Annotated in this window: 17 protein-coding genes; 6 read left to right on the top strand and 11 right to left on the bottom strand. The window is 59.3% G+C overall.

Translation table 11 applies throughout. The features are described 5' to 3' along the window. Window positions 1-71: 71 nt before the first annotated feature. The 4 genes from ACJY2L_RS00600 to ACJY2L_RS00585 form a co-directional block, all read right to left on the bottom strand. Window positions 72-818, bottom strand: a complete 747-nt coding sequence (locus ACJY2L_RS00600) for an SDR family oxidoreductase (RefSeq protein ID WP_439212043.1) — start codon at window positions 816-818, stop codon at window positions 72-74. A 58-nt stretch (window positions 819-876) separates the two neighbouring features. Further along, window positions 877-1,602 (bottom strand): metallophosphoesterase, encoded by a 726-nt coding sequence (locus ACJY2L_RS00595; RefSeq protein WP_439212042.1) that lies wholly within the window; start codon window positions 1,600-1,602, stop codon window positions 877-879. 135 nt (window positions 1,603-1,737) lie between these two features. Continuing rightward, the gene (locus tag ACJY2L_RS00590; RefSeq protein WP_439212041.1) at window positions 1,738-2,907 is read right to left on the bottom strand and encodes an MFS transporter; all 1,170 of its coding nucleotides are present in this window, start codon (window positions 2,905-2,907) and stop codon (window positions 1,738-1,740) included. Between the two features lie 108 nt (window positions 2,908-3,015). Then, window positions 3,016-3,756, bottom strand: a complete 741-nt coding sequence (locus ACJY2L_RS00585; protein ID WP_264289237.1) for an NADPH-dependent oxidoreductase — start codon at window positions 3,754-3,756, stop codon at window positions 3,016-3,018. Window positions 3,757-3,972: 216 nt separating this feature from the next. Between ACJY2L_RS00585 and ACJY2L_RS00580 the strand changes: the two genes are divergently transcribed. From ACJY2L_RS00580 to ACJY2L_RS00565, 4 genes are read left to right on the top strand one after another with little or no spacing between them, the layout of a single operon-like run. Then, a complete protein-coding gene (locus ACJY2L_RS00580; protein WP_439212040.1) occupies window positions 3,973-4,746 on the top strand; it encodes an ATP-binding cassette domain-containing protein in 774 nt (257 codons plus the stop codon). After that, complete coding sequence (locus tag ACJY2L_RS00575; protein ID WP_439212039.1) at window positions 4,743-5,528, top strand: ABC transporter ATP-binding protein; 786 nt, start codon at window positions 4,743-4,745, stop codon at window positions 5,526-5,528. The genes ACJY2L_RS00580 and ACJY2L_RS00575 overlap by 4 nt, the downstream gene beginning before the upstream one ends. A gap of 10 nt (window positions 5,529-5,538) precedes the next feature. Continuing rightward, entirely contained in the window at window positions 5,539-7,035 is a 1,497-nt protein-coding gene (locus tag ACJY2L_RS00570) for an ABC transporter substrate-binding protein (RefSeq protein WP_439212038.1), read from the top strand. Further along, window positions 7,032-8,780: an ABC transporter permease subunit gene (locus tag ACJY2L_RS00565; RefSeq protein WP_439212037.1), complete on the top strand. Its 1,749-nt coding sequence runs from the start codon at window positions 7,032-7,034 to the stop codon at window positions 8,778-8,780. The genes ACJY2L_RS00570 and ACJY2L_RS00565 overlap by 4 nt, the downstream gene beginning before the upstream one ends. 20 nt (window positions 8,781-8,800) lie before the next feature. On the opposite strand, the gene ACJY2L_RS00560 is transcribed toward ACJY2L_RS00565, so the two are convergent. Beyond that, window positions 8,801-9,898, bottom strand: coding sequence for an oxidoreductase (locus ACJY2L_RS00560; protein WP_439212036.1), 1,098 nt, complete (start codon window positions 9,896-9,898; stop codon window positions 8,801-8,803). Between the two features lie 159 nt (window positions 9,899-10,057). Here ACJY2L_RS00560 and ACJY2L_RS00555 point away from each other — a divergent pair, with 159 nt between their 5' ends. Further along, complete coding sequence (locus ACJY2L_RS00555; RefSeq protein ID WP_439212034.1) at window positions 10,058-10,951, top strand: LysR family transcriptional regulator; 894 nt, start codon at window positions 10,058-10,060, stop codon at window positions 10,949-10,951. A gap of 54 nt (window positions 10,952-11,005) precedes the next feature. Here ACJY2L_RS00555 and ACJY2L_RS00550 read toward each other — a convergent pair whose 3' ends face one another. The 6 genes from ACJY2L_RS00550 to ACJY2L_RS00525 form a co-directional block, all read right to left on the bottom strand. Beyond that, the gene (locus ACJY2L_RS00550; protein WP_439212033.1) at window positions 11,006-12,706 is read right to left on the bottom strand and encodes a DUF2534 family protein; all 1,701 of its coding nucleotides are present in this window, start codon (window positions 12,704-12,706) and stop codon (window positions 11,006-11,008) included. A 63-nt stretch (window positions 12,707-12,769) separates the two neighbouring features. Continuing rightward, window positions 12,770-13,162 (bottom strand): DUF2946 domain-containing protein, encoded by a 393-nt coding sequence (locus ACJY2L_RS00545; protein WP_231938701.1) that lies wholly within the window; start codon window positions 13,160-13,162, stop codon window positions 12,770-12,772. Between the two features lie 210 nt (window positions 13,163-13,372). After that, window positions 13,373-14,257 carry a sugar phosphate isomerase/epimerase family protein gene (locus ACJY2L_RS00540; protein WP_225701691.1) on the bottom strand — a complete coding sequence of 295 codons (885 nt, stop codon included), beginning with the start codon at window positions 14,255-14,257 and terminating at the stop codon, window positions 13,373-13,375. Between the two features lie 197 nt (window positions 14,258-14,454). Beyond that, on the bottom strand, window positions 14,455-15,477 hold the full coding sequence (locus ACJY2L_RS00535; protein WP_439212032.1) for a LacI family DNA-binding transcriptional regulator: 1,023 nt from the start codon (window positions 15,475-15,477) through the stop codon (window positions 14,455-14,457). Window positions 15,478-15,598: 121 nt separating this feature from the next. Next, entirely contained in the window at window positions 15,599-16,639 is a 1,041-nt protein-coding gene (locus tag ACJY2L_RS00530; RefSeq protein ID WP_439212031.1) for a Gfo/Idh/MocA family protein, read from the bottom strand. 1,159 nt (window positions 16,640-17,798) lie between these two features. Beyond that, the gene (locus ACJY2L_RS00525) at window positions 17,799-19,289 is read right to left on the bottom strand and encodes a MocR-like pyridoxine biosynthesis transcription factor PdxR (protein WP_439212030.1); all 1,491 of its coding nucleotides are present in this window, start codon (window positions 19,287-19,289) and stop codon (window positions 17,799-17,801) included. Between the two features lie 108 nt (window positions 19,290-19,397). Between ACJY2L_RS00525 and gabT the strand changes: the two genes are divergently transcribed. After that, window positions 19,398-20,684 carry a 4-aminobutyrate--2-oxoglutarate transaminase gene (gene gabT, locus ACJY2L_RS00520; RefSeq protein WP_439212029.1) on the top strand — a complete coding sequence of 429 codons (1,287 nt, stop codon included), beginning with the start codon at window positions 19,398-19,400 and terminating at the stop codon, window positions 20,682-20,684. Window positions 20,685-20,750: the final 66 nt, after the last annotated feature.

The raw sequence follows: 20,750 nt of genomic DNA, 5'->3' as shown, positions 1-20,750 counted from the left end.
AAAAAAAGCGCCAAACAGAAAAAAGGGCGATCGGCATGAAGCCTGCTTTTCGCCCTGGATTTCCCGCAATCTTAGCTGTACTGCGCCAACATCTGCAGCGCTTCGTCAAACTGGCCTTTGGCTTCCGCCTCACGGAAATAGCGCACGCGCTCGACACAAACTTCAGCAGGCGTTGGCGTGGCATGCAGCAGCGCAATCACCTCGTCGGCAAACGCATCCAGCGGCATGCTGTTGGCATCCTGCGACTGACCCGGTGTCAGTTCGGTTTGTACCTGCGGCGGTACAATTTCAATCACTTCCACCTTGTCTTTCAGCAGTGGACGGATGGCCGCTGTCCAGGCGTGCAGGGCCGCTTTGGTGGCACTGTAGGTTGGCGCAGCAGGAAAGGGCACAAATGCCAGGCCGGAAGAGACGTTGATCAGCGCCGCATTGGGTTGACCGCTGAGATGATCGATCATGGCGTTGGTGAGGCGCATTGGCCCAACAATATTGGTTTCGATCATCCGCTCTGCATCACTGATATCACGCCGGGTAGTGACCTTTTCCGCGCTGAAAATACCGGCATTGTTAACCAGAATATTGATGGCGGGATGATCAGCAATCACCTGCTGTACAAAGCGGTCAATCGCGTCCGGCGCAGTAACGTCCAGCGCATACGCCGTCATGCGTTCGCGACCGGCAACGGCATCCTGTAATACCTGCTGGCGTCGACCGGTGATAATGACGTGGTTACCCATATCGTGCCAGCGCTGGGCCAGTGCCAGTCCAATGCCGGTACCGCCGCCGGTAATCAAAAACGTATTGCCCGTGCTTTTCATTCTTTATCCTCATGAAACGTAGATGTCGGACAGAAAGAGCAAGCTGGCTGCCGCGGCGTTAAACCGCAACGTGGTAACTCACCAGCTCGCCATCATTGAAGCGATGAATCAGCAGATAAACCGGATCGTTAACCGGCGGTACCGTATCGGCGCCAAACCACAGCGGGTTGGCCGCACAAACCGATCCGCAGACGTAAGCGGGAATCCCGGCAAACAGGCTCATCATTGGGCGATGAACATGCCCGCAGGCGATAGCCAACGGCGGTCGCATACTGTTACGCAGCAGCGTTTCAAGCTGCCGCCGATCGTGACAGATGCTGTTATCAATGCCCGGAATGCCACAAAGAAAAAGGTGATGGTGTAAAAACAGGATGGATGGCAGAGCAGGCGACGCGTTCAGCGCCTGGTCAAGCCAGCCGAGATGTGCGGCAACGCTGCCCGCATCGCTGTTTTCCAGCGTGGAATCCAGGCCAATCAGACGGATGCCGCCGATGTCCGCGGTGAAGTGCAGCGCAGGCCGCTTGTCAACGAATCGCTCGGGCCACGTGGCGCGCAGCCGATCGCGGTTATCAGCATTGCCGGGCAGGATAAACAGCGGCCAGGGCACGGCGTTAAGGCAGGCGGCGAGCAGGTCGTGCTCGCAGTGGCGGTTATCCGCCAGATCACCGGTGAGCACCAGCGCATCGGGCGCCAGCGTTGCCAGCCAGGCGAGGGCCCGCTCAAGACGCTGCAGGTTGTCGTTGTCAGCGGCTGCATGGATATCTGAAATCTGGGCAATAATCATTTTGCCTCCGGTAGAGTCAATAGCCTTGCCCCGTGTTAACGATCACTGACTCAGTTAACGCCGCTTTCAACCATTCAACAACATCATCTTTATATCAATTTCTTTCACGCGGCCCCGAAAGAGGCCGCACAATGCTCAGGCGCGCTGGCGTAAGCGGGTAAAAATGGTCATCGAGGCGAGCAGGATCAGCACGCTGCTGGCAAAGAACACGCCGCGTGCGCCGTTGGCATCAAATACCCAACCTCCGGCCGCAGCACCCACCGTAATGGCGAGCTGAATAGTGGCAACCAACAGGCCGCCGCCGGTTTCCGCTTCGTCAGGTACGGTACGGGTGATCCAGGTTGACCAGCCAACCGGAATCGCGCCAAACGCCATACCCCACAGTGCAATGCACAGGCCATCCAGCAGGGAATTATGCCCAAACACCGCCAGCAGAATCGCCATGATGCCCATCAGCAGCGTGGTGCCGCCCAGCGTCAGATGCAGATTACGCATCAGCAGATAACCGGCCAGCGAAGTGCCAACAAAGTTTGCCACGCCAAAGGCCAGCAGGATCAGCGACAGGGCGTGCACATTGACCTGCGCCACGGTTTCAAGAAAAGGGCGCAGGTAGGTGAAAAAGGCGAAGTGGCCGGTGAACAGCATAATGATCGCCACCATGCCCCAGCGCATACCGGGACGCATCAGCACCGACAGCATGCTGCCATGCCGTTTTTCGCGATCGGCGGGCATCGCTGGCAGCGAGAAAAACTGCCAGATAAACGCCAGGCCGCCCAGCAGCGCGGTCAGCAGGAAGATATTGCGCCAGCCGATGATATCGCCGAGGAAACTGCCCAACGGCGTGGCGATGATCGTTGCCAGCGACACGCCGCTGAAGATGATCGACAGCGCTTTCGGCACCTGTTCGGCGGGTACCAGCCGCATGGCGGTCGCGGTCGAGAGCGTCCAGAAGCCGCCGATGGCGATACCCAGCAGCAGGCGTCCGGCCAGAATCACATGCAGATTGTCGGCAAAGGCCACCAGCAGATTCGAGGCCACCAGAATCAACGAGAAACCCAGCAGCACCCAGCGGCGATCGATGCGGCGCGTCGCCAGCGAAATCACCAGACTGGTAAACAGCGCCATCAGGGCGGTAACCGTGACGGTCTGTCCCGCCTGGCCTTCGGTGACCTGTAGGCTGTCGGCAATGGGCGTCAGTAGGCTCACCGGCAGAAACTCGGCGGTAATCAGGCCAAACACGCCAAACGACATGGCGAACACGGCGCCCCATGCAGGCTTTTGCGCCGGTTGATCAGAATGCACCATAAATTTTTCCCATAACAAAGCGGCGGGAATATCCCGCCGGAAAACAGGCACAGCCTGCCTGAAAAAGATGACAACAAAACGGGCGGCACTCGGCACCGCCCGTGGAGATTACTTATCGATGCCAAAACCTTGCTTCAGCAGAGCAGGACGCACCGCCGGGAAGTAGATATTTTTGTAGTAGTTGGCAACGGTGTGGCTCCAGTCCTCACCGCCGTCACGGCCAATCGCCTGCCAGTGATCGGTTAGCTGCTGATTGTGCGCCTGAATGTTCTCCAGCAGGTTTTCGCTGCTGTAGCGCTCTTCATGACGGAATGTGGCCATCGGCAGACGCGGCTTAAGCTCAGCCGGTTCATCCACGTAACCCAGCACCAAACCATTCACCGGGAAGGTCAGCGGCGGCAGGTTCAGCAGTTCGGCGACCGCCTGCGGATCGCGACGCAGGCCGCCAATCGGCACAATGCCCAGACCCTGCGCCCGTGCTGCCGCCATGGCGGTACCCAGCGCGATGCCAGCGTCGAGGCTACCGGAAACGATGCTTTCGATGCTTTCATGCGCAATTTGCTGTTCGCCAGTCAGCTTGATGCCTTCCGCTGATTTATGCAGGTCGATCACAAAGGTAATAAACACTGGCGCCTGCGCAATCCACGGCTGGCCACCGCACAGTGCCGCCAGTTTCTCTTTGGTGGCTTTGTCGCGGGTAACGATCAGCGAGATCTGCTGCGAGTGCACGGAGGTGGGCGCGTGATAAGCGGATTCGATGATATTGGTGAGGATCTCTTCCGGAATCGCTTTATCGAGATAGCTGCGTTCGCTGCGATGCGTAACAAAGGTGTTGATAACGTCGTTCATGGTTATTCCGTTTGCAGGGAAAACAGACATTCTAAATTTTACCGCCTAAATAACTTCGCACTCTGTGCCGGGCTAACGCTAAAAATCTTCGCAGTTCAGTGGCTTTTCAGCTAAACAAGGCAAACAGGCGCAGCGCGAAATGTTTTGCATCAGCTGGCAATACCTTGATATGTTATGTTATAACATAATCAACGTAACCTTTTCGTCACCGTAACTATGATCCTTTCTGAGCAGCCTGTTTTACAGGTTAACAATCTGACCCTCCGCGCAGGGCAAAAAATCCTGATCGACGATCTCAGCTTTCTGCTGTACGCCGGAGAACGGCTCTGCCTGTTGGGTGCGTCAGGCAGTGGGAAATCGCTGACGGCGCAGGCATTAACCGGCACGCTGCCGCCAGGTATCGTGGTCAGCGGTGAGATTCTGGTTAATGGCATCGATGTTGCCCACCAGCCTGCGTTACAGCGCAGTACCGCGGGCCGGGTAGCGGCGATCTTTCAGGATTCTGCTTCGGCACTGCATCCTCTTTTTACGGTGGCTAAACAGCTGAAATGGGTGGCGGGCAGTGCGAAGCAGGGCAGCCTGAGCACGCTGCTTGATGCCGCAGGCCTGCATGGTCTGGGCGATCGCTACCCTGGCGAGCTGTCAGGCGGTCAGCGTCAGCGTATCTGTGCGCTGATGGCGCTGCTGAGCAGCAGTAGTGTGTTGGTCGCCGATGAGCCGACCACCGCGCTGGACGTCGTGGCACAACAGCAGGTGACCACGTTGTTGCAGCAAGGCAAGCAGGCGCTGCTGTTTATTACGCACGATATTGCCGTGGCCGCGCGGCTCTGCCAGCGGGTAGTGATCCTGGAGCAGGGCGTGGCGATCGAAAACGGCAGCATGCAGCGCATCTTACGGTCGCCGCAACAGCCCTTTACCCGCACGCTGATCGCCGCGGCGCGTCAGAACAGCGATCTGATCCTCACCGCGCGGCAGGCGCTGGCCGGATGATTGCTAACGATTTTATTCATCTGGATAACATCAGCCGCTTTGCGCCGCGATCTTTCTGGCAGCGCCATTCAGCAGCCACGCCGATCCTCAATCAGATATCGCTCCGTCTGCAATCCCAGGAAACCGTTGGCCTGGTAGGCGCCTCCGGCAGCGGAAAAACCTCGTTGTTAAAAGTGATGCTGGCGCTGGACGCAGCCGACCGCGGCGCGATGAGCTGTGAAGGCAGAGCGATCGCCCCGGCCTCGGTGGCGTCACTTGCCTGGTATCGACGCCGCGTGCAATACATTCCGCAGGATCCCGCCAGTGCGCTGGCACCGCATCACAGCGTGGCGCAGCTGATTGCCGAACCGCTGCATCATTTGCTCGGCCTGCAAAACGTGCACCAGCGGGTCGCGGAACTGTGCGATCGGGTGCAGCTGCCGCGCACGCTGTTGCATGTACCGGCGGGGCAGCTCTCCGGCGGCCAGGCACAACGGGTGGCCATTGCCCGGGCGCTGGCGCCAGAGCCGCGCTTTTTACTGGCTGATGAACCGGTTAGCGGCCTCGACCTGCCGTTGCGTGAGCAGATGAAAGGCCTGTTGCAGCGGCTGACGCGCGAACAGGGCATGGGCCTGCTGATGGTGTCACATGATTTCTCGGCGCTGGCCGGGCTGTGCGATCGCCTGTTGGTGATGCACGCCGGTGAGATCGTCGAAGATCGTGCTACCGACGATCTGCTTGCTGCACCGCACCATCCACAAACCTGCCAGCTTCTGCAGGCGATCCCCGTTATTTCACTATAAGGATATTTCCATGACATCGCTTCTGCGCCCGGCCCTGATACTGACGCTCGGCACGCTGCTGGCGGGCTGCTTTAATGAGTCTGATTCATCACAGGATCGAGAAGGGCGAATTCATCTCGCTATGCTGCAGCCGCCGCGTTCCGGGCTGACGCCGCTCAGTGACGACGCGTTTAAACTGTCACGCTGGCGTACGGCGGAAACCCTGATCGTACTTGATGCGGCGGGCGATGCGCAGCCGGGGCTGGCAACGCGATGGGAACCGCTGAAGAACCATGCCTGGCGGCTGACGCTGCGTCAGGGGGTGCGTTTTCATGATGGCACGCCGCTGAATGCGGCGGCAGTCGTCAACGCGCTGAGTACCGCCGCGACGTATGCGCCAAAGCCACGCATTCTGGACGGCGTGGATCTGCAGGTGCGCGCCGACGGTGATAACGCGGTGATCGTTTCCACCGCCACGGCGGATCCGCTGTTGCCGCAGCGGCTCTCCAGCCCGCAGCTGGCGATCCTGTCGCGCGCGGCCTACGGTGAGAAAGGGATCATCAATCCGCTTAACGCCGGCAGCGGACCCTTTGTGCTGAAACGCATTAATGGCACCAGCGGCGCCACGCTCGATCGCCATGCCGATTACTGGGGCAACAAAGCGCAGGCCGCAGGCATTGACGTCAGCTTTGTGCCCGACGGCACGGCACGGGCGGCGGCCTTGCGCACCGGTACGGCAGATATCGTCGAGGCGATTCCGGTTTCTCAGGTGGCGCTGCTCGATCCCGCCATGGTGCATGAAGTCCCGATGCCGCGCACCAATACGCTCTACCTGAACAGTAAAACCGGGCCATTCCACGACGCCGGGCTGCGTGCCGCGGTGCGTAATGCGGTCAATCGCCAGCAGCTGGTTGATAATGTCTATGAAAAACGTGCCGATGTGGCGCAGGGTCTGCTTGGCCCGGCGCTGCCGTGGGCAGCACAATTACGCCAGCCGGTAAGCGAACCGACGCCCGCGCGCGCGCCGCAGGGCCAGACCATTACGCTGGCCACCTTCAGTGACCGCGCGGAGCTGCCTGAAGTGGCGGTCTATCTGGCACAACAGCTGACCGCCGCCGGTTTTACCGTTAAGCAGGTGGTGCGTGAATATGCGCAAATTGAGGCGGATGCGCTGGCCGGTAAGTTTGATGCCTTTATTCTCTCGCGCGCCACGGTGCTCGATTCCGGCGATCCGGTCGCCTATCTTTACAGCGATTTCAGCTGCAAAGGATCCTTTAACATTGCTCAGCTCTGCCGCCCGGCCATCGACCGCGCGCTGGAGCAGGCCGCGGCTCTGCCAGCGGGCACCGCGCGTCGTAAGGCGATCGTGGCTGCTGAACAGCTGATTCTGGCCAGCGACGCGGCGATCCCGCTGCTGCATGAGCGGGTAATTCAGGGCGAAAATCCGCAGCTGCACGGTGCGCTGCGCGATCCGCGTGAGCGCATGTTGATCGATGAAGCCACCGTTCTGGTGCCCACCGCGCCATGAGTGAATCCCTTTACTGCCGTACCTGCGCCACGCTTGTGCGTACGCCGCACCGGCTAACATTGCTCTCCAGGTTGCTGACCTTCTTTGGCATTCTGCTGATCGTGGGCATGTTGCCCTGGCTTTCCGGCAGCGATCCGGCACTGGCGCTGCTGCGCGCCCGTTCCGGCGAGCAGGAGGCGACGGCGGAAACCCTGACGGCGATTCGTCAGTCGTTGGGCCTCGATCGTGGCCCGCTGTCGCTGTTTGGCCACTGGCTGTGGCAGCTGCTGCAGGGCGATGCGGGCGTGTCGTGGGTTTCCGGTCAGCCTGTGCTGCCCGGCATGTTACAGGCTGCCGGCGTCTCGTTAACCCTGATGGCCGCGGCGGCGCTGGTTGCCGCCGTGCTGGCGGCGGCACTCTGCCTGCCGGTATTGTGGCGCGGCCTGCATGGAAAACCGCGGGTCTCTTCAGGCATCGCGGCGGCGACGCTGACCACCTTGCCGGAGTTTCTGCTGGCCACCGTGTTGTTGATCGTCGGCGCGGTATGGCTGCGCTGGCTGCCACCTTACGGCTGGCAGGGCGTGCAGCATGTGATCCTGCCTGCGCTGGCGCTGGGGATTCCGGCCGGTGGCTATCTGGGACGAATGTTTGCTGATGCCTTGAGTGAATCGCTGAACGAAAAATGGCTGTTGACCTGGAGCGTGGCTGGCATTGCACGTCGTCATCTGCTGTTGGCGCTGCTAACGCGGGCTTTGCCGGGCGTGCTGCCGCTGCTGAGCCTGGTGTTAGTTTCGATGACCGGCGGCGCCATTGCGGTGGAAAAAGTCTTTGCCATTCCGGGCATCGGTCGCGCCACGCTCGGCGCTGCCGCGGCGCAGGATCTGCCCGCATTGCAGGCGGGCGTGCTGATTATGCTGTTGCTGGCCGCGGTGGCAGGGCTGTTAACCAGCGCGCTGCGACAGCTGCTGCTCGGACGGGCGCTGCGCGGCGGCGCGATGCCAACGCCCGCCATTAACCGCACCCCATCTTCCCACGGCGCCATCTGGCTGACCGCGCTGTGCCTGGCGCTATTTTGCCTGCTGCTGTTGGCCGGGTTAACGCGCGATCCTTATCTGTCAGGCTTTACGCGTTTGCAGCCACCGTCGCTGGCGTTGCCGTTTGGTGCTGATGCCATGGGCCGCGATCTGCTGGCGCGGGTGGCACACGGCACGCTGCATACCTGCGTGATGGCGTTTGTCGCCGCGCTAATTTGCCTGCTGATCGGCCTGCTGGCCGGTTTTTTTCCGCGTTTTTGCAGCGGCCCGATTGAGGCGGCAAACGCACTGCCGCCGGTAATGGCCGGGCTGATTGTGGCGGCGTTAACCGGACCGAGCGCAGGCGGCGCGGTGTTGGCGGTGATCGTGGTGAGCTGGGCACCGCTGGCGGCGCATACCGCGGCGTTATTAAGTGAGGCGCGGGCGCGCGCATGGGTTCAGATGCTGCCGATACTGGGCGTTGGCCCACTGCGCGCCGGGCTATGTTATCTGCTGCCTGCGGTGGCCGGACCGCTGTTTCGCCACGCCATGCTGCGCGTGCCGGGCATTGCGCTGGCGCTGGCGTCACTGGGGTTTTTAGGCTTGGGCGCCGCGCCGCCGCTGCCGGAATGGGGACGACTACTGGCCGAAGGCATGCCCTATGTCGAGCGTGCCGGTTGGGTAGTGCTGGCGCCAGGCGGGGCGCTGATCGTTCTCTCTTTACTGGCGATCGGCGCCGGGCGACTGCGATAGCACAGCGCCCGGCAACGGCCTCAGGATGGCAGTTCGCTGGCTTTGATATCGGCGATCGGCGCCAGAAGGGTGCGATCGAATTCGCGCAGCGGTGCCTGGTTTTTAACCCGCTGCGGCCAGTCGTGATTAGCCAGCGCGCCACGGCCAAGGGCGATCAGATCGGCGCCCTGATCCAGCAGCCGCTCTGCTTTATCCACCTGATGCAGGCCACCGTTAGCGATCAGGATTTTGCCCGGCGCAAACTGCCGTGCCAGCGCCGCCAGGGAAAGTGGGCTCTCCGCAAATGCCGGTTGCCAGGCTTCATGCTCGGTGACATGAATATAATCAATCGCTGAATCGCCCAACAGGCTGAATACCGTGCGCGCATCCTCCTCACCATGCTGCCATTTATGCTGAAAATCGTTGACCTTAGCCTGCGAAATACGGATGCCCAGCGGCACCGTATCACCAATACGTGCGCGTACCGCGGCGATCACCGCCAGGTTTAACGTCATCCGCCCGGCGGTATCGCCACCCCATTTATCGCTGCGCTGATTGGTGTAGCGGGTGAGAAACTGATCCAGCAGATAGCCATTGGCGCCGTGAATTTCGATGCCATCAAATCCGCCATCCTTTATCGCGCGTTCGGCAGCATCGGCGAAGCTGCTGATAATCTGATGAATTTCAGCGTCACTCAGGGCGCGAGGCTGCGGATAATCGCCTTCACCACGATAAAACGGCAGCTGTTCGCCCAGCGGCTGAATGGCCGAGGGGGCAACGGTCTCCTGCTGGTAATGATTGCCCTGAGAAAGCGCACCGGCGTGTTGGATCTGCGCCAGGATCTTTCCGCCCTGGCGGTGCACGGCGTCGGTGACCTTACGCCAGGCTTCTGCCTGACGGGCATTAATGATGCCAGCCTGAAAGGCGTAAGTTTGTGACCACTGATCATCGATGTAAATGCCTTCGCTGATCGTCAGGCCGAAACCGCCGCGCGCGAAATCTTCGTAGTAACGCACCATGCGCTCACTGGCGATGCCATCTTCCGAGGCGCTTACGCGCGTCATCGGGGCCACCACCAGCCGGTTGGTCAGTTGTAGCTGGTTGATCTTTGCTGCGTGAAAAAGAGGGGACGTGGACATGCTCGCTCCGGGTCGGTTTATCTCGTACTGCAATATAATCCGGCCAGAGTGATGAAGAAATCCCGGCTGCTGATAAGCCAGAATATCAAAATTGGATATAATCAGCGTTGATCAGAGCCGTAAGAGGCTCAACACTTCCCCTTGCACAGGCGATACCCAATGAACATTGATGACGTCAGGCTGTTTCTGGTCGTGACCGAAAGCCACAGCCTTGCGCAGGCGGCGCGACGGCTTAATCTGGCGCCGATGAAAGTGTCTCGTCGCCTGGCAGCGCTGGAACAGGAGATCGGCCGGCGGCTGATTCAACGCACCACGCGCGCCATTTCGCTTACCGAGGAAGGCGCTGAGTTTATTCCCTATGCCCGCGCCATGACGGAAGCAGAAGAGAGCGCCAAAGCCCGCTTTCTGCCCGACACCAAAGGCGCGGGCGGCCTGTTACGCATTACCGCGCCGTCGGGCCTCGGTCGACGTCATGTGTTGCCGTTGATTCCTGCCTTATTGACCGCCAACCCCGAACTGCGCATCGATTTACAGCTTGCAGACGAGGTGGTCGATATCGTTAGCCGTGGCATTGATGTGGCGGTACGCGTCGCGCCGCTGCGTGATTCGTCACTGATTGCGCGGCGTATCTCCGCTAATCCACGCATACTCTGCGCCTCACCGGCGTATCTGGCGCAGCACGGCACACCGCGTACCCTGCGCGAGCTAGACGATCATCACTGCCTGCGCCTCTCCAGCCTGCTGCACTGGTCATTCGAGATTGACGGGCAGGTAAGCAGCGTCAGCGTTGATGGCCGTTTCAGCTCGGCCAGCGTTGAGGCGGTGCGTGCTTTATGCGTACAGGGTTTGGGCGTAGCGCAGCTGACGCGATGGGATGTCGCGCAGGAGATCGCCGCGGGCCTGCTGCAAGAAGTGACGTTGCAGGATGCCACTCCGCAGTCGCTGTCGGTCTGGGCAGTGCTGCCGAGCGTGCGTTTTCTGCCGCAGCGGGTGACGCTGTTTATTGAGGCGCTGAAGGCCGCACTGGCACCGCACGGCGGAGATCAGAGATAAAAAAAGGGCCATAAAGGCCCTGTAACATACGAAAAATCATCTGACACGCGACGGCTATTCGCCCTGTTTATCGCTCTCGCCGAGGAAGAAATACCATAGCGGAATCGATAACAGTCCGGTGATCACCAGGCTGTACACGCCGACCATCAGGCCCTGCATGATGTACATGGTGATGGTCCAGTCACTGAACGGGATCTGGTATTGATCGACCACTCCGCCAATTACCGCATTGGTGATCACCGTGCCCACCACCAATATCAGCACCACCAGCGAGCGCAGAAAATAACGCATCTCTTTGCGTTTCACCGCAAAGCGGGCGCGCATAATGCCGATAGGCGTATCGGGATAGACCACGGACGCATCCACCACGCGATGATCGTCGCGCCAGCGCAGAATATCGAACAGCACAAACAGCAGCAGGCTGGCACCCATCACCGGCAAGGCGTAGCCCAGCGCGAGGGCGATCAGCAAACTGGTCGCTTTGATGTAGCCCGGCAGCGGCAGCCAGGCCTCGGCCAGCGTCTGCGCCGGGCTGGTTTCACTCTGTTTAGGGCGACGCTGCCACCACATGCGATAGCCCAGCACGATCATCGTGCACAGCCCGAGACCAAACGCCGCCAGTAGCAGCTGGTTCGGCAGGCCAAACAGCACGCCCATATGAGCATCAACGCCCCAGCGGGTCAGTTTCGCCACCAGCGGGAAATCGGCGAAGCGCACACGATCGATAACGCTAAAGGTCTCGGGATTTACCGCGACCGCGTCAACATGCGATGGCCAGCTGCGATCCACTTCGGTGACCGTCCACGCCGACGCGCTGTTTTTTGGCTGACGCAACTCCAGACGAGGTGACTGCAAACCCGCCGCCTTCGCGCTGCTCAGCACGCGATCCCAGTCGGCGTCAGCGCGATTGCGCTGCGCTGGCGCTTTTGGCGCCGCAGGCATCGGCATACTCATATCCATGCCTGGCATGCTGGAAGAACCGTTATGATCGGCATGCGGATCGGGTGCGCTGTCGGGAGCACGTCCATCCAGCGCGGTGTTAACCTGCGGCGTCATCCAGTTCAGCGCGGCGCGCATCCGGTCGACATTGCTGCCTGCCCACTGCGACCAGGTCAGGCCGGTGGCGGAGAAGAACAGCAGGCCGGCCGCCAGCACCAGTCCCAGCGTGACGTGCCAGTGGCGGGCACCCGACTTTTTCACCACGCGACGGGAACGCGTGCCGAGCCACAATATCAGGCCGCCCAACGCGGCGATCCACAGCCACGACGCGGCCAGTTCGCTGTACAGGCGACCGACGTCGCCCAGCAGCAGACCGCGATGCAGCTGATCGAGCCACATACGAAACGGCAGCACGCCGGTGGTGCCGTACACCGTCATATCGCCTTTAATCGCCAGCGTGTAGGGATCGATAAACACCGAGCGCGATTCCGATGCGCCCAAGTCGGCACGGGTAAACTGCACGCGCGTGGTGTCGGTTGCGCCGGGAGCGGGACGAACCGCATAGATTTTTGCCCGCTCGCCGGTATGGGCGCGCGCGGCAGCAATCTGCGCCGACAGCGGCTGCGCTTTGCCTTGCGGTTGGGTGGTCAGCGCATCGGCATAGAGCGCGTTTTCAATTTGTGGTGTCAGGACATAGAGCGTGCCGGTCAGGGCGGCGACAAAAATAAACGGCGCGACAAACAGGCCAATGTAAAAATGAAGGCGGCGAATCAGGGTGAACAGCGCGCCATGCACGGATCCAGTAGAAGTCATCATTTTACTCTTAACAGAATAAACAGGACGCAGGTCGGCGGCGGCAGGTGCACGCTGACGTTGCGGTTAGGCTAAAAGGATGCGGGCAGGACGCGGCGGGGCACGTGGACGGTAGAGTTGCCGACGTGGTCGCAGCAGTGGCGCGGCGATGGGCGCGGGCGGTGGTGCGCGTGACAGCAGCAGCGCCAGCCAGATAAAAGGAATAAACAGCCAGAGCAGCAGCGGCACATGGATCAGCAGGTCACAATAGCCGCAGGCAAAGCCCGCGTCGTTCATGGCCGCATGGTCCATCATGCCCGCCGCGTGATCGTCGCCGTGATGGGAAGGCATCATCTGATCCATCGCCATTTCCGGCATGTCCGCCATCATCATCTGCGGCGCAAGGCTGGTTGAAATCACCGGCGCGACAAACAGCAACAGCACGGCGACGATTGCTATCGCGGCCGTGAGTCGTTGCATTATCGAGCGGGAAAGGGTCATGGTCTGGCGCTGCAAAGAAATTGTGGCGCTAGTGTAACGTGAAGCGACGGACAGGTTAAAAGAATTCCGCCGCAAAAGGGAAAAAGCGCGTGGATGATTTTTCCGTTAACAATAATAACAACAAGACGTTAACATCAAGGCGCTCATAACGCCAGGCAGCATAATCCGCCCCGCAGGGCGGTTCAGGGATTAGCGTCCCAGCAGCTGACGTTCGATCAGCTCACGGGTTTCCACTGCCTGATACTTCATCTTTTCCGGGTAGCCAAACAGCGACGAGGCGATGATCGCTTCACCCCCGACCTTAAACTGGCGGTTGGCAAAATCCATCTCGCGCAGGGTGGCAAACAGCGTATCAAAATCGACTTCGCCTTCGCCGACGCCAACATGCTGATGCACCACCGCATCCACGCCCGGCGGGTTGACGATGTAGCGGCAATGTTTGGTGTGGTTCATGGTGTCGGCGATCAGCACGTGGGAAAGATCTTCTCCGGCATAGTTCAGCATGCTTTTCACATCGCCCTTGCCCTTGTCGTAAAAGAAGGTGTGCGGCACGCTGTAGAGATATTTCACGTTCTCGCTGCGGAACGATTTTACCAGATCGGCGGTTTCATTGTTCTCTTCGCAGAAATCCCAGGGATGTGACTGAATTTCGATGCGGATGCCTTCACGTTCAACGATGGGCAGCAGCTCTTCCATCGAACGATAAAACATCTCTTCGCAGATTTCCGGTTCGTTTGGCGTGCCGGAAAGCTCGGTATTGATCACCTGTACGCCCATTTCTACCGCAATCTCAATCATGCGCTTCCAGTTGGTCACCGCCGCTTGACGACGCATCTCATCCGGGCCGGACCAGCGATAGACCACGATAAAAGAGGAGACTTCCACACCGGTGGCGCGCAGGGCGTTTTTGTATTCGGTGATCACCTCACGGCTGGCTTTCGGGTGCTTATAGAACGGGTTGATCTGCGGATGAGGCGACTGCTCAATATATTTGTACCCCCAGTCGGCCACCTGATGGACCATGCGTGTGATACCTAAATCTTTGATGACATCCACGTCAAAAGCGATTTTCATGTTGGGCTCCTGTGATGCTTGTTGGCGACGGCGGTAAATGAAACATCACAGGATTATAAGCAAACAAAATTTTCATAAAATTAAAATTCAGATTAAATATTTCATTTTGCGATGCCGGTCAAACTCACTGGCGAGGAATGTTTTCTCCGTCGCAAAACCAACAGATCGCCTTGCGATCAGGGCGAAAAGCTGCACCGCTAGTCGAGATTTTCGGCGGTGATAATTTTCAGCGCCACGTTGCCGTCCTGATACTCATCCGGCTGAAAACCGCTCTCCAGATGGCGCAGCAGAATATCGATCGCCAGCCGGGCATGCTGACGCGCATTTTGGTCGAGGGTAAAGCTGACCGCATCCTGCTCCAGCAGGCGGCGGGTAACAGAATAGAGTTCGTGCGTGATCCAGACGCATTTGCCGAGCAGCTGATGACGCAGCAGAACCTCTTTGATCTCGCTGTTGCCGACGCCGGTGTTGTAGAGGCCGACGACATGGCTCGATTCAGCCAGCAGATCGTCGAGCAGGGCGCGGATAGTGTGGCGTTGATCCATACCCGCCAGCACTTCGCGCAGCTGCGACTGCGGCGCGCGCTGGCTGACAACGTCCCGAAAGCCGCTGATACGCTGGCGATGGGCGCGGTAATCAAAGCGTCCGCTGACCATAATGATATCGCCGGGCTGATGAACGCTTTTACTCATCAGTAGCCCGGCGGTGCGTCCCGCCTGGCACTGATCGACGCCAACGTGGCACAGGCGCGCCGCCGCAGGCAAGTCGGTGGCCAGTGTGATCACCGGCGTGCCGGTTTGCTGGCAGTGGCGCAGCGCATCGTGAATAAACGGATAATCGTGGGCAAACACCATCAGGCCGTCGCGGATTTTGCTGCTGCCAATGATGCGCTGGGCCAGCTTCTCCGGCTGTGATTCCGGAATAAAAGTGCGGTGCAGGGTGACGCGCTGATAGCCGAGCGCGCTGGCAATATCAGCAAAATGGTGCGCCAGCTGTTTAAAAAAGAAGGAGTCATTGCTGCTGAGGAAGACTTCAATCTGCCACGGATGTTTATAAGGCTCCGGCAGCAGGCGTTTGATGCCCAGCTCGCGGGCGGCTTTCAATACCTTGCGTGTGGTATCGGGCGACACGCCGCCGCGCTCGTTGAGCACCCGATCGACCGTGGCGATGCCCACGCCAGCCCGTTTGGCCAGGCTTTCCAGGGTCAACTTTTCTGCCATGTATTACTCCATTTCCCTGTGCCGAACCCGTGGTGACGCGGCAGCCTGCGGTCATGCCCGCCGGATCCGGTGCGGATCGCAGGCGAGGGCGCAACCCAGGCTGTGGCGGACGGGTATGCAATCAGTGCGGCTGCTCTTCGTTGAACACGATGCCCAACTGGCGACGCACTTCATCCATGGTAATCAATGTCATCAGCGCGGTCGATAACGGCCGTACCGGCGAATCACTGATTCCCTGGCCGACGCACCAGGCGGCGTGCTCAATTTCATGTGCCAGCTGGGCGTAGTGCTGACCGGCATCCTGCCACACCAGCGTTTGCGAGCTTTGGCTGGCGCTCAGGGTAAAATTACCCGGCGCGTAGAAAGGGCCGTCCAGCATCAATGTCGCCTCGCTACCGCCAATCACCGCACGACCCGGCGTGTTGCTGAACAGCGTGGTATTCAGCACCGAATGCGTGCCGTTGCTATGGGTAAAGAGCATTGAGGCCTGGCCATTGACGCCCTGTGGTGCCGCCTGACCCTGAGCAAAAACCTGCTCCGGCACGCCGCCCGCGACCTTAACGCTAAGTGCAATCGGATAGCTGCCGAGATCCAGTAGCGGACCACCGGCGAGATCGGCATTGAAAATACGGTGATCGGCAGGAAAATATTGGCCATGATCGGCCAACAGCGTATGAACGTCGCCCAAATCACCGTTTAGCAGCAGCTGGGTGATAACGTCATACTTTGGCGTAAAATCGCACCACATGCCCTCCATACAGAGCAGCTTGCGCGATTCCGCTTCCTGTTTTAACGCCATGCCTTCATGGGCGTTTAGCGCCAGCGGCTTTTCAATCAGCACGTGTTTGCCCGCGCGCAGCGCCTGCAGGCCGTCGGGAAAGTGGTGGTTATGCGGCGTGGCAATGTAGACGATATCGAGCTGTTTCATCTCCAGGAGCGCGCTGGCGCTGTCAAAACGCTGCGGAATGGCCCATTTTTCCGCAAAACGTTGAGTCTTTTCAGCGTTACGTCCGGCTACGGCAACCAGCTGCTGATGAGTATGGTGCCGCAGCGCCTCAGCAAAACGATCGGCAATCCAGCCGGGGCCGATGATACCCCAGCGCAAACCTGGAACAGCAGCAGGTGACAACAGGCGCGGGCGCGGTAAAGCGGAGGGAAACATAGTGATGCTCCGGGTATTTTTATTCTGCGATCGGTGATGTGCCGCCGCGACAGGCTAATAAGTCGGTTCACTATAGAAACGATAGCGGGCAGAAGAAACAGGCGACGATGATGGAAAACCATCAATGAAATGCGTCGGCCTACGGGAACGGATGGCGCAGACGATTCACACGACGACGGCGCATGTGCAAACGGCGCTGATAACGGTGCTGTAAGATCGCGAAATCAGAAAACCACAGAGTTGACAGAAGGATGCGCAAGATGAACACCGCGTTGCGTTGCGCCAGCAGAACACCAGGTTGGGTGAAGCATCATTGAGATGATGAGCATCGACATTAGCTGACAGAGGCAATCACAGCAGCGTGGAAAAGATTGGCATTCGTCGACCACAGTGAGAAAAGAGGCAAGGGCAGAGAAGCATCGTGTTAAAGGGGGTCAGCCGGTTGTCGCTACGCGATCGCATAGCTAATTTAACATAATATACATTATGCGCACCTTGATGGCGCTACGTGAAATCCGGAGTTTTTGACCCATGACTGGCCAGGTCGATTTACTCATCAATGGTGGCCAATCTGCTTCCGGCCCATGGGTGCCGATATGAATGGTATAACGCGCTTCAGCTTCACGTCTGGCCAACTGTTTCACCTGTCGTTCAATCTTGCGCTGCCACGCTGCTGCGTTATCGAATAGCCCGGCTTTGGCATATCGAGATGTTTTGCAGATCGTCGCCCGCTGTTTAAAACCGACGTAAGGACACCGAACGTATTGCGATGGCTTTCTTGCTCAGCGTTGCTGCTTAACCCGATCGATATGACATGGCGTTTCATTGACTGCCGCTGCCCATTTTTCCAGAAAAGAAAATGGCGGCGGTTTTGAAACCTCCCATTTCAATTTCCAGCGGGCGGCGCAGCGTTGTCAGATTGTTGAACCACGCTCGCCAACAGTCAACCGTGCCCGCTTATCACATTCCGCCTCGCTGGGGCTTCGATCGAAAACGGCAGCCTTTTTTCACGTGATAAATCGTTCCTGCCAAAGCCAGAGCAAAAATCGATGGCGTCAACGGAGCCCGGTGCATGGTACGACAAAATGGCCTTTATTAGCCTGTTTAGCGCCCGCCATTCTCGCGCCCTTTTCTTTCCTTTTTACCGCGCCGTCCGGCGTTATCCCTGCTGCTGTACCGCAATGCCCGACTCAGTCAAACAGGCTTTCAGGGTACCAAACGCATCCTGGCACTGCTTCTCATTGACGCAGGCGTAGCCCAGCAGCAGACCGCGCGCCTCCTGCTGATGCATATAATATTGCGAAAGCGGCCGCACTTTTACGCCACGGCGCAGCGCCAGCGCGGCGATCGCCACATCATCGCAATTGGCCGGTAAATGCACCACCAGATGCAGGCCCGCTTCATGGTTCACCGGCGATAAAAATCCCGGCCCCAGATAGCGCTCAATCAGCCGACAGAGAAACTGCCGCCGCTGGCGATAAAGCAACCGCATGCGACGAATATGCTCCATATAATGGCCCTGACGGATGAACTCGGCCAGTGCCCGCTGAATTAACAGATGGCCGCCGCGATAGAGCTCGGCGGCGGCGATGCGCAGCGGCTCAGCCAGCTGTTTTGGCACGACCATATAGCCGATACGTAGCGCCGGATAAAGCGTTTTACTGAAGGTGCCCATGTAGATCACCGGGGCATCCGCCTCCAGTCCCTGCAACGACGGATAAGGCTGGCCAGAGAAACGAAATTCACTGTCGTAGTCGTCCTCTACAATCCAGCTTTTATGCTTTCTTGCCAGACTTAACAACGCTTTACGTCGTGCGAGACTGAGATGCACACCCAGCGGATATTGGTGTGACGGTGTCACAAATATCATCTTCGGCGGCGGCCCAACTTCCGGTACCATGCCCTGCTCATCCACCGCCATGGCGCGGATAGTGAGGCCATTCATGCGTAGCAGATTACGCGTTCCCCAGTAGCCTGGCTCTTCCATCCAGACGCGGTCGCCCTGATCGCACAGCACGCGAGTAACCAGATCCACCGCCTGGTGCACCCCTTCGGTGATCAAAATTTGATCGGCATCGGCTCTGACCGATCGCGCTACGCGCAAATAAGCCGCCAGCGCATGCCGCAGATCGGGGCAGCCGCCGCCGCTGCTGTAGACCAGTCGGTGCACGTCCGGCTCGCGATTCAGCCGCGCCTGAATCTGGCTGAACAGTTTGTGAGGAAATTCCGTGACGTCCGGCGCGCCGGGCACAAAGGCGCCCCACTGATACGGCGATGCCGTGGCATGGCCCAGCAGACTCGCTCCGCGTTTTGATAAGGTGGCTGACAGCTGCGCCGCCGCTGGCTGAGCCTCCTCAATGGCATGGCTGTGCAGGCAGGTTTCCGGCAGCGTCTCGGCGATCCAGGTGCCGCTGCCGGTGCGTGCGGTGACGTAGCCCTGTGCCATCAAACTTTCATAAACATGTAATACCGTATTGCGCGACACCCCGAGCTCACGCGCCATGTCACGCGTTGGCGGCAGCCGCCCGCCGAGCGGAAAAATGCCGTCAATTATTGCGCTCTGCATGCAGTTCAGCAGACGCTGCTGTAACGACCCCTCCTGCAAAAACTGCAACCGCTCTAATAGATGATCCGCGTACAACATCCGCAATTGGATCCTCCTTTCTCTCAACAATTGGCTCTGGCAACTCGCTTCGCCTCACGCATAAATAAGGTGTTTGTTGAGAATTGTAAATACGGATAACGGTGAGGTGGTTAAATGAGCGAGAAACAGACCCTGTTGCAGCAGCGCAAAGCGCAGGCTTTACCCCGCGGTACCGGCACGCTGTGCGACTGGTATGTGGCGCGGGCAGAAAACGCAACCCTGTGGGATGCCGAGGGTAACAGCTGGATCGATTTCGCCGGCGGTATCGCCGTGCTGAACACCGGCCATCGCCATCCACGCGTGGAACAGGCCATTGCCGATCAATTAACAAAATTTACGCATACTGCCTTTCAGATCTCCCCGTATGAAAGCTACGTGGCGCTGGCCGAACGCATTAATCAGTGCGTCCCCGTTGCCGGCGCGGCGAAAACCGCCTTCTTCACCACTGGCGCGGAAGCGGTGGAAAACGCCGTGAAAATTGCCCGTGCCGCGACCCGCCGCCACGGCATCATCACCTTTGGTAACGCCTTTCACGGTCGTACCTTTATGACCCTGGCGATGACCGGCAAAGTGGCCCCCTATAAGCGTGATTTTGGCCCGATGCCACCTTCGGTGTTTCATGCGCGCTACCCGAGCGCGGTTCAGGGCATCAGCGTGGAAGCGGCGCTGGCCAGCCTTGAAGACATTTTCAGTCAGGATATTGCGGCGCAGGACGTGGCGGCAATTGTGCTGGAGCCGGTTCAGGGCGAAGGCGGTTTTCACGTGGTGCCAGAAGCGTTTCTGCTTGCGCTGCGTGCGCTGGCCGACCGTCACGGCATTCTCCTCATCGCCGATGAGATCCAGACCGGTTTCGCCCGCACCGGCAAGCTGTTTGCCATGGAACATTATCCGATCAAAGCCGATCTGATCACCATGGCCAAAAGCCTGGCGGGCGGCATGCCGCTCTCCGCCGTGGCCGGGCGTGCCGAGGTGATGGACGCGCCTGGCCCCGGCGGGCTTGGTGGCACCTATGCCGGCAATCCGCTGGCTATCGCCGCGGCGCATGCGGTACTGGATGTGATTGATGAAGAACAGCTGTGCGAGCGCGCGGCCGGACTGGGCGAGCAGCTGACCACCTTTCTACAGGGCCAGAAAGCGCGTTATGCGGCGATTACCGACGTACGCGGCCTGGGTTCGATGGTGGCGGTTGAATTCGATCGGGCCAGCACCGCGCAGGCGGTGCAAAAAATGGCAATGGCCAACGGGCTGCTGCTGCTGACCTGTGGTGCCAAAGGCAATGTCATTCGTTTCCTCTATCCGCTGACCATCCCGGATGGGCAGTTCGCTGAGGCGCTGGAGATTCTCAGCGCCACGCTGGAGAGCTGCGCCACGCGCGCGGAACAAGAGACGATTTCAGCCTGATGCCCGGGCTCGCTGCGGCGGGCCCGATCCCCATTCGCCCGGTGAACTGAGACCGGGCGTCTTTCT

The sequence above is a fragment of the Duffyella sp. Ts4 genome, from assembly GCF_051851875.1.
Taxonomy (GTDB): Bacteria; Pseudomonadota; Gammaproteobacteria; order Enterobacterales; family Enterobacteriaceae; genus Duffyella; species Duffyella gerundensis.
The sequence above is the reverse complement of the archived record's forward strand: the minus strand, read 5'-3'. Positions and strand labels throughout refer to the sequence as shown.

What these genes read in the sequence shown, in the direction of transcription:
- ACJY2L_RS00540 (WP_225701691.1), bottom strand. Translation starts at nt 14,257, where the DNA reads ATGAAAATCGCTTTTGACGTGGATGTCATCAAAGATTTAGGTATCACA.
- ACJY2L_RS00580 (WP_439212040.1), top strand. Translation starts at nt 3,973, where the DNA reads ATGATCCTTTCTGAGCAGCCTGTTTTACAGGTTAACAATCTGACCCTC.
- ACJY2L_RS00600 (WP_439212043.1), bottom strand. Translation starts at nt 818, where the DNA reads ATGAAAAGCACGGGCAATACGTTTTTGATTACCGGCGGCGGTACCGGC.
- ACJY2L_RS00555 (WP_439212034.1), top strand. Translation starts at nt 10,058, where the DNA reads ATGAACATTGATGACGTCAGGCTGTTTCTGGTCGTGACCGAAAGCCAC.
- ACJY2L_RS00550 (WP_439212033.1), bottom strand. Translation starts at nt 12,706, where the DNA reads ATGATGACTTCTACTGGATCCGTGCATGGCGCGCTGTTCACCCTGATT.
- ACJY2L_RS00575 (WP_439212039.1), top strand. Translation starts at nt 4,743, where the DNA reads ATGATTGCTAACGATTTTATTCATCTGGATAACATCAGCCGCTTTGCG.
- ACJY2L_RS00590 (WP_439212041.1), bottom strand. Translation starts at nt 2,907, where the DNA reads ATGGTGCATTCTGATCAACCGGCGCAAAAGCCTGCATGGGGCGCCGTG.
- ACJY2L_RS00545 (WP_231938701.1), bottom strand. Translation starts at nt 13,162, where the DNA reads ATGCAACGACTCACGGCCGCGATAGCAATCGTCGCCGTGCTGTTGCTG.
- ACJY2L_RS00535 (WP_439212032.1), bottom strand. Translation starts at nt 15,477, where the DNA reads ATGGCAGAAAAGTTGACCCTGGAAAGCCTGGCCAAACGGGCTGGCGTG.
- ACJY2L_RS00570 (WP_439212038.1), top strand. Translation starts at nt 5,539, where the DNA reads ATGACATCGCTTCTGCGCCCGGCCCTGATACTGACGCTCGGCACGCTG.
- ACJY2L_RS00595 (WP_439212042.1), bottom strand. Translation starts at nt 1,602, where the DNA reads ATGATTATTGCCCAGATTTCAGATATCCATGCAGCCGCTGACAACGAC.
- ACJY2L_RS00560 (WP_439212036.1), bottom strand. Translation starts at nt 9,898, where the DNA reads ATGTCCACGTCCCCTCTTTTTCACGCAGCAAAGATCAACCAGCTACAA.
- ACJY2L_RS00565 (WP_439212037.1), top strand. Translation starts at nt 7,032, where the DNA reads ATGAGTGAATCCCTTTACTGCCGTACCTGCGCCACGCTTGTGCGTACG.
- gabT (WP_439212029.1), top strand. Translation starts at nt 19,398, where the DNA reads ATGAGCGAGAAACAGACCCTGTTGCAGCAGCGCAAAGCGCAGGCTTTA.
- ACJY2L_RS00530 (WP_439212031.1), bottom strand. Translation starts at nt 16,639, where the DNA reads ATGTTTCCCTCCGCTTTACCGCGCCCGCGCCTGTTGTCACCTGCTGCT.
- ACJY2L_RS00585 (WP_264289237.1), bottom strand. Translation starts at nt 3,756, where the DNA reads ATGAACGACGTTATCAACACCTTTGTTACGCATCGCAGCGAACGCAGC.